This window comes from Bernardetia sp. ABR2-2B (assembly GCF_037126435.1).
GTDB lineage: Bacteria > Bacteroidota > Bacteroidia > Cytophagales > Bernardetiaceae > Bernardetia.
The window spans coordinates 2,658,859-2,671,849 of sequence record NZ_CP147020.1 but is presented as its reverse complement, the minus strand read 5'-3'; the positions used below and the strand labels follow the sequence as shown (position 1 = coordinate 2,671,849).

Annotated in this window: 11 protein-coding genes; 6 read left to right on the top strand and 5 right to left on the bottom strand. The window is 33.3% G+C overall.

Annotated features, from left to right (window positions below; translation table 11 throughout):
* The first annotated feature begins 108 nt into the window (after window positions 1-108).
* The gene (locus tag WAF17_RS11405) at window positions 109-1,746 is read left to right on the top strand and encodes a hypothetical protein (RefSeq protein ID WP_338759267.1); all 1,638 of its coding nucleotides are present in this window, start codon (window positions 109-111) and stop codon (window positions 1,744-1,746) included.
* A 157-nt stretch (window positions 1,747-1,903) separates the two neighbouring features.
* Entirely contained in the window at window positions 1,904-3,178 is a 1,275-nt protein-coding gene (locus WAF17_RS11400) for an RsmB/NOP family class I SAM-dependent RNA methyltransferase (protein ID WP_338759264.1), read from the top strand.
* A 19-nt stretch (window positions 3,179-3,197) separates the two neighbouring features.
* Here the strand turns inward: WAF17_RS11400 and WAF17_RS11395 are convergent, their stop codons facing one another.
* Both WAF17_RS11395 and WAF17_RS11390 read right to left on the bottom strand, forming a co-directional pair.
* Window positions 3,198-3,356 carry a hypothetical protein gene (locus WAF17_RS11395; protein ID WP_338759261.1) on the bottom strand — a complete coding sequence of 53 codons (159 nt, stop codon included), beginning with the start codon at window positions 3,354-3,356 and terminating at the stop codon, window positions 3,198-3,200.
* Window positions 3,357-3,497: 141 nt separating this feature from the next.
* Window positions 3,498-4,427 carry a LysR family transcriptional regulator gene (locus tag WAF17_RS11390; RefSeq protein ID WP_338759258.1) on the bottom strand — a complete coding sequence of 310 codons (930 nt, stop codon included), beginning with the start codon at window positions 4,425-4,427 and terminating at the stop codon, window positions 3,498-3,500.
* A 114-nt stretch (window positions 4,428-4,541) separates the two neighbouring features.
* On the opposite strand from WAF17_RS11390, the gene WAF17_RS11385 reads away from it, so the two are divergent.
* From WAF17_RS11385 to WAF17_RS11370, 4 genes are all read left to right on the top strand, one after another.
* The gene (locus WAF17_RS11385) at window positions 4,542-5,132 is read left to right on the top strand and encodes an NAD(P)H-dependent oxidoreductase (RefSeq protein ID WP_338759255.1); all 591 of its coding nucleotides are present in this window, start codon (window positions 4,542-4,544) and stop codon (window positions 5,130-5,132) included.
* 372 nt (window positions 5,133-5,504) lie between these two features.
* Entirely contained in the window at window positions 5,505-5,894 is a 390-nt protein-coding gene (locus WAF17_RS11380; RefSeq protein WP_338759253.1) for a Fic/DOC family N-terminal domain-containing protein, read from the top strand.
* Window positions 5,895-6,040: 146 nt separating this feature from the next.
* Window positions 6,041-6,442, top strand: a complete 402-nt coding sequence (locus WAF17_RS11375) for a transposase (RefSeq protein ID WP_338759250.1) — start codon at window positions 6,041-6,043, stop codon at window positions 6,440-6,442.
* A complete protein-coding gene (locus WAF17_RS11370) occupies window positions 6,375-6,644 on the top strand; it encodes a hypothetical protein (RefSeq protein ID WP_338759248.1) in 270 nt (89 codons plus the stop codon). The genes WAF17_RS11375 and WAF17_RS11370 overlap by 68 nt, the downstream gene beginning before the upstream one ends.
* A gap of 121 nt (window positions 6,645-6,765) precedes the next feature.
* On the opposite strand, the gene WAF17_RS11365 is transcribed toward WAF17_RS11370, so the two are convergent.
* From WAF17_RS11365 to WAF17_RS11355, 3 genes are all read right to left on the bottom strand, one after another.
* Entirely contained in the window at window positions 6,766-8,091 is a 1,326-nt protein-coding gene (locus tag WAF17_RS11365) for a glycosaminoglycan attachment site (RefSeq protein ID WP_338759246.1), read from the bottom strand.
* 76 nt (window positions 8,092-8,167) lie between these two features.
* Window positions 8,168-11,896: a methionine synthase gene (gene metH / locus WAF17_RS11360; protein WP_338759242.1), complete on the bottom strand. Its 3,729-nt coding sequence runs from the start codon at window positions 11,894-11,896 to the stop codon at window positions 8,168-8,170.
* A 119-nt stretch (window positions 11,897-12,015) separates the two neighbouring features.
* On the bottom strand, window positions 12,016-12,726 hold the full coding sequence (locus WAF17_RS11355) for a NeuD/PglB/VioB family sugar acetyltransferase (RefSeq protein WP_338759238.1): 711 nt from the start codon (window positions 12,724-12,726) through the stop codon (window positions 12,016-12,018).
* Between the last annotated feature and the right edge of the window lie 265 nt (window positions 12,727-12,991).

Below are 12,991 nucleotides of genomic sequence, written 5' to 3'. Positions count from 1 at the left end.
TATAACCGATGCTTTCCAAAGTCTCATTTATGATTTTCTGTTTCTCTGAAAAATTACTACATTCAAGTAAATAAAAAAAGATATTTTGAATTTTAATTATAAAAAACAATGAAATTACCTGTTCGATTTTTAGCTATTGGATATGTTCTAGCTATTCTGATTTATTCATATATGAGCTTTCCTGTTTTGAATTATGGTTTTTCGGAACTACCCGTTGTATTGATGTTTTTTAGTATTCCATTTTTTACAATGTATTTTGGGAAACAATTCGTTAATCCAAAAGACAAACCTATTCTCAAAATAATTATGGGAATTGGTGTTGCTGCTGGTTTTTATGCAATTATTTGGTCTTCTATTGTTTCATGGTCGCTTTTTAGAGCCGATGATTACCGAAATTTAATAGGAAGTTTGGAGGTAGGAGAAAGTTTTGCTAGTGAAGTAGCTCCTGTTTCGACGGATAATATTCGTATTGTTGATGAATCTGTTGCCCAACGATTAGGAGATAAAGTAATGGGGGAAAAGCCTTCTTTGGGTAGTCAAACGTATTTAGGAAAGTTTCATATTCAAAAAGTAAAAGACAAACTCTACTGGGTTGCGCCTCTTTTACACTCTGGTTTTCTCAAATGGCTTACCAATACAGAAGGAACACCAGGGTATGTGATGGTTTCGGCAACTAATGAGCGTGATGTAAAATTGGTACAGGAAGTAAATGGAAAACAAGTGAATCTAAAATACCAAACAGCAGCATTTGCATTTGATGATTTGCAAAGACACGTTTATTTTAATGGATATTTGACGAAAGGTTTGGCAGATTTTACTTTCGAAATTGACGATGAAGGAAATCCTTTTTGGGTAATTACACAATACAAAAAAACAATTGGTTTTTTGGGTAAAGATGCCGTTGGAGTAGTTGTAGTAAATGCTCAAAATGGAGAAATTCAAAACTACTCTGTTGCTGATGCACCTCTTTGGATTGACCGTATTCAGCCTGAAGATTTCATCGAAACTCAACTAGACGACTGGGGAGAGTTTGTACACGGTTATTTCAATTTTTCGAATAAGGACAAACTAACCACAACCCCTGGAATGTCTCTTGTTTATGGAGAAGATAATCGTTCGTATTGGTACACAGGTCTGACTTCTGTCGGTGCAGATGAAGGAACAGTAGGTTTTGTTTTGGTCGATACTCGTACAAAGGAAGCTAAATGGTATCGCCAAACAGGAGCGACAGAATATGCTGCACAGCGTTCGGCAGAAGGAAAAGTACAAGAAAAAGGATATGACAGTTCCTTTCCAATTACCTACAATATAAATGGCGTTCCGACGTATGTAATGTCTCTGAAAGATAATTCTGGGCTAATAAAAATGATGGCTTTGGTTTCTGTTCAAGATTATACAATTGTGGGAGCAGCCGATAATTTGCAAGAAGCTCTTCGTGAATATAAAAGCTCACTAAATAGTGTAGGAAATTCTATTCGTCCGACAAGTGAAAGCAAACTCAATGAAATAAAAGGGCGTGTTTTGCGTGTTGCAGAAGATGTAAATGGTGGAACTACTTTCTATTATTTACTTCTTAAAAATGAACCTAGAAAACTTTTTGTAGCCTCTTCGTCTGTCTCGCAAGAACTTCCAATTACACAGGCTGGAGATTCAGTTACTGTTTATTATGATGAGGCTATGCAGTCGGTTGTAGATATTATGTCTTTTGATAATCTTGAAATTGGCTTAGAAAAAGACAAGAAATAGAATGTTTTGTAAAAAAAGTTATTTATAAAGAAACAGTTCTAGCCAAGTGTTAGAACTGTTTTTTGTTTCAGAATAGAAAGTAGCGTAATTTTGTAATTTCGAAAAGTAATTATTCTGTATTTTATCATTTGCCAATCCAACCATAAAACAATTTTGTATGCGTTTACATCGTAATTTAGTTTTAGCTGTCATTGAATCATTATCTCAAATTTTCAATCAAAAAAAACAAGCTGATAAAATTGTAGCCATCACACTAAAACAAGACAAACGCTGGGGCGCAAGAGATAGAAGTTTTGTCGCTGAAACGATTTATGAAATTGTGCGTTGGCAACGTTTGTATGCAAAACTAGCAGGAGTAGAAAAAGAATTTCAAAGTAAAGATTATTCAAATAAAAACCTGTTTCAGCTTTTTTCTATTTGGGCTATCTTGAAGGAAATTGAATTGCCAGTTTGGGAAGAATTTGAAGGAATAAATTATGATAAAGAAAAAATAAATAAGGAATATCAAGAGCTTCAAGAAGACCGAAAATATAGAGAATCTATTCCTGATTGGTTAGATGGTTTGGGAGGAAAAGAATTGGGAAATGAAATTTGGACAAAAGAAATTGCTGCACTCAATAATCAAGCACCAGTAGTTTTGCGTGTCAATACGTTGAAGACAAATCTGAATAAACTCCAAAAACAGCTTTCAGAGCAAAATATTGAAACTAAAAAGATTGCTCAAAATAATACAGAATATCCAGAGGCACTTCAATTAGTAAAAAGAAAAAGTATCGTAAGAAATCAATTATACAAAGATGGTTTTTTCGAAATTCAAGATGCTTCTTCACAGCTGATTGCTCATTTTTTAGATGTAGAAGAAGAAAATAAAAAAGGCTTACAAATCATAGATACCTGTGCAGGAGCAGGAGGAAAATCGCTACATATTGCTTCTCTTCTGAAAAATAAAGGGCAAATAACAGCAATGGATATTTATGAAAATAAGTTGATAGAACTTAGAAAAAGAGCCAACCGTGCAGATGTTCACAATATAAAAACTTATGCTATAAAAAGAGAAGGCAAAACTGTTGATTACAATCAATTCAAACCTTTTTATAATTCTGCTGATAGAGTTTTGATTGATGCGCCTTGTAGTGGTTTGGGAGTTTTGAGTAGAAACCCTGATGCGAAGTGGAAACTTAGTCTTGATTTTTTGGAAGAAATAAAACAAACACAACAAAATATCTTACAAGAATACTCTAAAATGACTAAAAAAGGAGGAAAGTTAGTCTATGCAACCTGCTCTATTCTGCCTTCTGAAAATCAAAATCAAATTGAAATATTTTTGAAAAGCAAAGTAGGAAGTGGTTTTAAATTTATTGAAGACAAAAAAATACTTTCTTATCAGACAGGTTTTGATGGGTTTTATATGGCTTTGTTGGAGAGGGTATAGTTTTTTGCTAAAGCCAATGTTAGCTGATGTGTTTATTTTTTGGTAACCTTGCTGTCAATAAAATTTCATTTGCCTTTTTAAGTTTTTTTGGAAACATTGTTTTATTACGCAACTTGTTCAAACTTTTATCGATAGTAATAAAAGGTGTTTTATCGCCTAAATTTTGTTTATTCTTCATTTCTCTGTTTTTTAAATTAAATTTTCTTTGTGCTAAAACTCCTTCATAATCATCTATACCAATTTACTGTTCTTAGTGTCTCGATAAGAATGTGAAATACAAAGCGTGACGCTTAAATACATTTAGGTTCATAGTGAGACACTACAAATATGTGGTGTGCAACGTTTTTATATTCATCTTTCTTTGAAAAACCTCCTTTATAATGTCAATTTCTTTCTTAAATAGAAGGTCGCTTCTAGTTGCGAAATATAAGGTATTAGAAACATCTTTTTTACCTTTCCAAACCAAATTTATTTTATTTAATTCGATTGATTTATTGACCAAAAAATCTGGAACAATAGCAAATCCTTTATTGTCTTCAACACATCTTATAATTGAACCAATATTAGGAAGTATGTAATTAGGTTTAAAATCGGGTCTTTTATTGAAATTTTCATACCAAAACCTATTAAAATGCTCCATTTCGTTAGAGGCACTGTACCAAGTTTTATTTTTTAGTGTTTTTTCTAACAATGAAAAATCTTTGTTTTTTATCAGTTTATTTATTTCTTCCAAATCACTTTGATTACCTGCAATTAAAACAATATTTTCTTTTGTGAAATCTTCATATTTAACAAGAGAATTTGTGCTATTATCAACTTTTGGTGTAATGATAAGGTCAAGAATACCATTATTTAAATCTTTTATTAAATCTTGATTAGTTCCAAATCTAGCTACAAGATTAAAATTAAGATTAGAAACTTCTGGTTCTAAAATAGTTTGAAATGTTTCAGTACACATTCCAATACTTATTGAAGGAATCGTATCTTTTGATGTTTTTTTAAAATGCTGCTCCGCTTTTTCAAGTTGTTTAATGCTGCTTAAAACAAAATTGTATAGTGCTTTTCCTTCTTCGGTAGGAATCATTTTCCTAGAGGTTCGCTCAAATAATTTTTTACCAACATAGGCTTCTAAAGCATTCAAATGTACGCTTACACCTGGTTGTGATGAATATAAAGCTACCGAAGCCTTTGTTAATGTTCCGTTTTCGTAAATTTCTTTAAACGTTCGATACCATTCTAAATTGACCATAATTTAAGCTATTAATATTTTAATACAAAGGTATGAATTATATTATTTTTACAATACCAATGAACGCTTTAATTTTGTCAGAAGTTACATAATAGACAATTAAATAATAGACAAATGAAAAATATATTCATACTTAATGGAAGTCATCCATTTGCACATTCTGGTGGAAGATTTAATGAAACACTTTTCAATACTACGATTTCATTTTTTGAGTCATTAGAAGGTTATGAAGTGAAATCGACTCAAGTAGGAGAAGACTATAATCCACAAGAAGAAGTAGAAAAATTTAAGTGGGCAGATTTGATAATTTATCACACTCCAATTTGGTGGTTTCAAATTCCTTTTGGATTTAAAAAATATATCGATGTAGTTTTTACAGAAGGTCATCAAAACGGAATTTATAAAAACGATGGAAGAAGTAGGTTGAATCCCGATATCAATTACGGAACTGGTGGTTTAATGCACGGAAAAAAATATATGCTTACGACAAGTTGGAATGCACCTAAAACGGCATTCACTTTAAAAAATGAGTTTTTCAATCAAAAAAGCGTTGATGAGGGTGTAATGTTTGGGTTTCACAAAATGAATGCTTTTACAGGAATGGAATTGTTAGCAACTCATCATTTTCACGATATGGAAAAAAATGCAGATGTTCCACTAGAATTAAAAAAATACAAAACTTTTTTAAAACACATAATTGAATAATTGATTTGAACTATGAATGCGAATAAGGGGTGAAAATTCAGTTAGAATGATGAATGCAGCCATTAATTTAGAAAAAACAACTTCTGTTCTTAGCCTCTAATTAAGAACCTAAAAATAAAAAACAAGTCCTTGTTTTTGGACTTACTTTGAGAAGTTTTATTTATCTGATAGGAAAAAAGACTACTGAATAAAAAATACAAAAACCACGGCTACAAGCCGAATACTATAGTGCTTATGTAAAACAAGTCCCAATTTTTTTACATAAAAAAATAACGTGTAAAGAATATAGCTTTTTTTTTTACACGTTATGCCTTCAATACAAAGAAATTATAGTTTTATGAAGTTGAGCAATCAATCAAACTTCTAGAAAATATGTACGAAATAAAAAAACTACCTTTGCCGCTTGATATAGAAACAAAAGAAGTATTAAAGAAAACAACTTTAGCAAGTAGAGCATTAGCCGAGCTAAAAAGTATCTCGAAGACTATTCCAAATGAAAGTATTCTTATCAGTACACTTACGCTACAAGAAGCAAAAGATAGTTCGGCAGTCGAAAATATAATCACTACTCACGACGAACTCTTTAAAGTTCAAACATTTGATAATTTATTTACCTCTTCGGCTGCTAAAGAGGTTCAAAATTATGTACAAGCATTGAAGGAAGGTTTTGAAATGGTTCGAAAAACAGGATTATTGAGAGTGAATGATATTATAGCTATTCAAGAAACACTAGAACATAATAAAGCTGGATTCAGAAGGTAAGCAGGTACGACGCTCAAAACGTGACTGTTCTTAGCGTCTCGCTAAGAACCTAAAAACAAAAAGTGTGACGCTTTGCATTATGTAAAATACAAGCGTGATGCTTAAATACATTTAGGTTCGTAAGACTACGAACAGATATTCCTTTTGTGGAAAACTTTATTTATCTTTCTATTTTACAATCTACAAAAACTATTTTTATGGGAAGAAAATATGCTATACATAGTTCTGATGATGTTTATTTTATAACTTTTACGGTCGTAAATTGGATTGACATTTTCACAAGAGATGAATATAGAGAGATTTTTATTGATAGTGTCGTTTATTGTCAGAAAAATAAAGGTTTAGAGGTTTTTGCCTACTGCATTATGACAAACCATGTTCATTTAGTTATCAGAGCAAAAGAAGGTTTTGAACTTTCGGATATTGTCAGAGATTTAAAAAGTTTTACTTCTCGTCATATTCGTAAAGCTATCGAACAAAATGAAAAAGAAAGTCGCAGAGAATGGATGTTGTGGATGTTTGGACGTGCAGGAAAGAAAAAATCATAGAAATAAAGATTTTCAGTTTTGGTTACAACATAGTCATCCTGTCGCACTCACTACACAAGATATGCTCCATCAACGTATCAATTATACACATCAAAATCCTGTTCGTGCAGGTTTTGTAGCAGAAGCACACCATTGGATTTGGAGTAGTGCCAGAGCTTACGCAGAAATAGAAAAAAGTAAAGTGGATTTGACAATGGTATAAAACTCCAAAAAACACTGTTCGTAGCCTTAAGAACTTGTAAAATCAAAAGCGTCACACTTGTATTGTACGGAATACAAAGCGTGACGCTTAATACATTTAGGTTCGTAGTGAAACACTACGCTTAACGGAGGTTAATTGTAGTCGAACAGTAAGGAAAACATTTAGGAATCTTCGAATACAGAAAATTATCTCTAAAAAAAAATTGGGCTACTTTATCATCAAAGTATTTGGGATCTAATGGTATTTTAGCATTTGGATTGTGAAACACAATGACTCCCTCAGACCAAGTTTCATTACTGTTTTCGTCTACAGTATATTTAATGAAATTTGGTTTAACAGCATTTGGCGTGTGATCATAAAACTCTCCAATTCTTATTAAAGTAGGAATATTACTCCCAAGTCCTGCTTGTCTTCCCATTCTATTGAACTTTGACAGAGTACCATGTGAAGAAAAAATTATTGCACTTACATTATCAGAATTTGGCTGAAAGAAAAAACCACTTGGAATTTCCTGCCCATTCGGTTTTGTATAATTTCCAATCTCAATAGGATTAATAATTAGTTCTCCATTTGCATCAAATGAATAATCATATGTGTAACCATATAAGTAGTCAGATAAAGCATTAAAAGACCAAGTCATAGACATTGTATCATGAAAATCTGCAATGGCAATTAGAAATGGTTTTCCTTTGACATGTTCTTTTTTCCAGTATTCTTTTTTCATTTTATCAAATAAAGCACTTCCAAAAAGTAAAGGAGTTGCATTTTCTAACTCTTTTTTAATTTCTTTTGGCTCTTTCGGTTCGTTATTCATACTAGTTTTTCTACTAACGATAACAGCTTCTATAGCAATTTCTTGATTAAATTTTTTAATCATATAATCTGGAGCATTAAAATTTCTTTCAAATGAAAAGAATTGTTCTCTAAAAAAGCAGAATAGAAAAAGTTCCCAAACTCTAGAATCAAATCCATTCATCGTCTGAAACTGATCTATAAAATTCCCATCTATATCTTTATAATGATAAGAAATTTCTTCTATACATTCTTTAGCCATAGAAAGGGCTATGCTTGAATTTAATAGTTTATAATTTGGATGTTGTTTGTGTTCATTACTCAAGTCTTGAAAAAGATCGAAAAAATTATGATTATTGTCATGAAAAGAAATTGAATTATTATCCATATTTTCATCAATCCATGCTCTAGCCTCTTCTATTGTTTTTAAACTGGACTCAACAAGTTCTGAACGATATTGCTTAGATTTATCCCTAGATAATATACAAGCATAATAGTCATTGTCAGTAAGGTCAAGACTTATTAAACCCAATAAACCTCCTTCTTTATTTGAGTAAAACTCTAACTCTTTGGTAAAGTATTGAACGAAAGGATCTCTTGTAAAAAGAATGTATATATCGAATAACTTTTTATTAATTGGTATCACAGTTTTCATAATATTGCTTTAAAATAAAAAACACCACCAATTCAAAAAAGAACCAATGGTGTTTACAATATACAAAAAAGTTATATTAATAATTCAAATTACTACCTAACCATCTTTCTATTTCTTCTACGGACATATTTTTTCGTTTTGCATAATCTTCTATTTGGTCTTTGCTGATTCTTCCTACTCCAAAATAAATAGATTCTGGGTGTGAAAAATACAAACCTGAAACGGCTGCCGTTGGTATCATTGCCAAACTTTCGGTAAGTTCAATCCCTGTTTTTTCGGTGGCTTTCAGTAAGTCAAATAAAAGCGTTTTTTCGGTGTGGTCTGGATTTGCAGGATAACCGGGGGCTGGACGAATACCTACATATTTTTCTCTTACAATGTCTTCTTTTGTGAGTTGCTCGTCTTTTGCATATCCCCAAAGCTGTGTACGGACTTGCTTGTGCATCATTTCGGCAAAGGCTTCGGCTAATCTATCAGCTAAGGCTTGTAACATAATCTTGCTATAATCGTCGTTTTTGGCTTCAAACTCTGCTAGTTTTTTCTCAATTCCGATGCCTGTCGTAACGGCAAAAAGACCGATGTAATCTTTAAGACCTGTTTCTTTTGGTGCTACAAAATCAGAAATAGAAAGGTTTGGCGTTTTGCCAGTTTTTTCTTGCTGCTGACGAAGGTTTCTAAAGTGTGTCAAAACTTCTGTTCTTTCATCATTTGTATAGATTTCAATATCATCGTCATTGATAGTATTGGCAGGATAAAAACCTACTGCTCCGTTTGCTGTCAGCCAACGACCAGAAATAATTTTGTCTAGCATTTGTTGAGCATCATCGTAAAGACGTTTGGCTTCTTCTCCGTGGTTTTTGTGGTCAAAAATACGTGGGAAAGCTCCTTTTAGTCCCCAAGTCATAAAGAAGGGACTCCAATCGATGTGTTCTTTTATCTCTCCCAAATTATAATTATTGAAATAACGATTTCCTAAAAATGTAGGTTCTGTAATCGTGGTTTGCTTCCAATCAATTTTGAGTTTGTTGCGTCTTGCCTCCTGAATAGAAACATATTTTACTTCCGACTGGCGTTTGGCGTGGTCTTCTGCAAGTTTTTCGTATTCGTCTTTTATCGTTTTCGAATACTCGTCTTTTGCTTCATCATTCAAAAGATTTGACATTACAGGAACTGCCTTAGACGCATCTACTACATGAACTACCGAGCCTTTGTAAGAAGGCGAAATTTTGACAGCCGTATGAATGCGTGAAGTAGTCGCTCCACCAATCAAGAGAGGAAACTTTAAGCCTTGTTTTTCCATTTGCTGCGCCACAAAAACCATTTCATCAAGCGAAGGCGTAATAAGTCCACTAAGACCAATTACATCAACACTGTGATTTACAGCTTCTTTCAAAATTTTATCAGCAGGAACCATTACACCCAAATCGACAACATCATAATTGTTACACGCCAAAACAACGCCTACAATATTTTTCCCAATATCATGAACATCGCCTTTTACAGTAGCTAAAAGAATTTTTCCATTTTTCTTTACTTCCTGCCCAGAATCACGTAATTTTTGTTTTTCTGCTTCCAAATATGGTACTAAATGAGCAACAGCTTGTTTCATTACACGAGCCGATTTTACAACTTGTGGCAAAAACATTTTCCCTTCTCCAAATAAATCTCCTACTACGTTCATTCCGTCCATCAGCGCCCCTTCAATAACGTGCAAAGGATGTTCTGCTTTTTGTCTTGCTTCTTCTGTATCTTCAACAATGTATTCTGTAATTCCGTTTACTAAGGAATATTCAAGGCGTTTTTCTACTTCGTTTTCTCGCCAAGTTTCGTCTTTTACTCGTTTTTTTCCTTCTCCTCTGTACTTTTCAGCCATATCGACCAAAAGCTCTGTTCCGTTTTCAGGATTTTTATTCAAAACTACATCTTCAACGTATTTTAGAAGTTCTTTATCCACATTATCATAAACCTCTAACATTCCTGCGTTTACAATTCCCATATCCATTCCTGCTTTTACAGCGTGGTACAAGAAAACGGCATGAATCGCTTCACGAACTACATCATTTCCACGAAACGAAAACGAAACATTACTCACTCCACCACTTACTTTTGCGTGTGGCAAGTTTTCTTTTATCCATCTTGTCGCATTGATAAAATCGACAGCATAATTATTATGTTCGTCAATTCCTGTAGCAATGGCAAAAATATTAGGGTCAAAAATCACGTCTTCTGGTGGAAAACCAAGTTCATTTACCCAAATATCATAACTGCGTTTACAGATTTCAATTTTGCGCTCAAAAGTATCTGCTTGTCCATCTTCATCAAAAGCCATAATGATAACAGCAGCACCATAACGACGAACAAGTTTTGCGTGTTTAACAAACTCTTCTTTGCCTTCTTTGAGTGAAATAGAATTTACAATTCCTTTTCCTTGCACACATTTTAGACCTGCTTCTATGATTTCCCACTTTGAGGAATCTATCATAATTGGAAGTTTGGCAATATCTGGCTCTGAACCTACAAGATTTAGAAAATGAACCATTGCATTTTGAGAATCTAACATTCCCTCATCCATATTTATGTCGATAACTTGCGCTCCACCCTCTACTTGCTGCTTGGCAACATCTAAGGCTTCTTGAAATTTGCCTTCTTTTATTAATCTTGAAAATTTCTTTGAACCTGTTACATTTGTACGTTCTCCAACATTTACAAAGTTGGTTGTTTCATCTAAAGTAATGGCTTCTAAACCTGACAAACGCATTGCCGTTTTGCGTTCTGCAACTTTACGAGGTTCATGCTTGGCAGCTTCTTCTGCAATGGCTTGAATATGGTCTGGCGTAGTTCCACAACAACCACCAACAATATTAAATAATCCTTCACTAGCAAAGTCTTCTAACAAACGGCTCATTTGTGCAGCCGTTTCATCATACTGACCAAATTCGTTTGGAAGTCCTGCATTTGGATAACATGAAACAAAGCAGTTTGCTACTCTTGAGAGTTCACGCATATACGGCTTCATAAGTGCAGCACCCAAAGCGCAGTTTAAGCCAACTGAAATAATATTTGAATGAGCAATAGAATTATAAAATGCTTCTGTTGTTTGTCCAGAAAGTGTACGACCACTAGCATCAGTAATTGTTCCCGAAACCATAATCGGCAAACGGTCTTCTTGTGGAATATTTCTATCATCAAAATATTTTTCCACAGCAAAAAGGGCAGCTTTACAGTTGAGTGTATCAAAAACGGTTTCTATCAAAATTAAATCAACTCCACCATCAACCAAACCACGAACTTGCTCATAATAAGCAGTTACCAAATCATCAAACGTTACAGCTCTGTAAGCTGGGTCATTTACATCAGGTGAAATAGATGCTGTTCTGTTGGTCGGTCCCATTGCACCAGCTACAAAACGAGGTTTTGTTTCGTGTTCTAGTCCTCCAAATTCGGCTGCTGCTTCTTTGGCTAATTTTGCCGATTCATAATTGAGTTCATAAGCCAATTCTTCCATTCCATAATCAGCCATAGCGATTGTGGTAGCACTAAACGTATTGGTTTCGACGATGTCAGAACCTGCTTCGAAATATTTTTTATGAATATCTCTGATGATGTTAGGTTGAGTAATCGATAAAAGGTCGTTATTTCCTTTTACATCTTGTTTCCAATCTTTGAAACGCTCACTTCTAAAGTCTTCTTCTTCTAAAGTATGGCGTTGAATCATTGTACCCATTGCACCATCTAAAACTAAAATGCGTTCTTGAAGGTGTTTTTTAATGAGCTTATGTATATTGATGCTAGTTGTTGTATTCATATTTGTAGAAGACAACTTCCAAGTTGTCTTGATTTTTTTTAATGTATATTCAAAAACAGCTTGGAAGCTGTTTGCTACTTTTTTGTATTGTCAAAGGTAAGCCATTTGACCTACTGATGTTACAAAGAAACAGCCTTTGCAGGATTACCTAAAACGGTTTCTTTTGCTTTTATGTTACTCAAAACTATGCTTCCTGCTCCAATTCTTGCGCCTTTTCCTATCGTAACACCTGCAATAATAGTAACTCCATTTCCTACAAAAACATCTTCTTCTATTTTTACACCATTACCAATATTTGCTCCTACACCAATTTGAGTGAAATTTCCTATTTCTACTTCATAATCTATTGTAGCATTTGCAGCAACAATACAACTTGTTCCGAGTTGCACATCTGCGCCTATCATTGCTCCCATTCCTATCAAAGTTCCGTAACCCATTGTCGCATCATCGGCAATATGAGCAGTAGAATGAACAGCTACGGCAGGATATTTTTTTCTCTGTTTATAGATTTTTTTGATAAGTCTTTTTCTATCTGCATTGTTTTCTATGGCGACAAAATAATCACATTTATCATTGATAAGATTAAGCATATCATCATCATCAGAGCTTCCCATTATCGAAACATGATTGATTTCATTTGGAAAATCAGTTTTTTCAGAAACAATAGCTTCCTCTTTATAATCTTCATCCAAAAAACAATAAATAATATTATCTGTACTTTGCAAAACCTCTAGGGCAACCTTTCCAAGACCTTTTGCACCTACAATAATAAGTGGAAGAATTGGAGGAAGTTCATTAGAATCAGTAGGAAGAGAATGAATAGAATCCATAAAAATAAAATGAGTTTTTTGATAGAAAATTAAAATACGTTTAAAATACAAAGATACTCTATTTTTGTAATTTATAATTATTGTGTATAGAGGTAAATGTGTGAAAGGCTTAGGTTTACTTGTGGATATTTTTCTGTTTTAGCTTTCCTAAAATATCATATCAAAATTATACTTTATCACAGTTATTTTTGTATAACAGTTCTCCAGACTGTTGGATAGGATAAAATACTACTTTTTATGTTCAGACAAGATGTCTGAACTACCT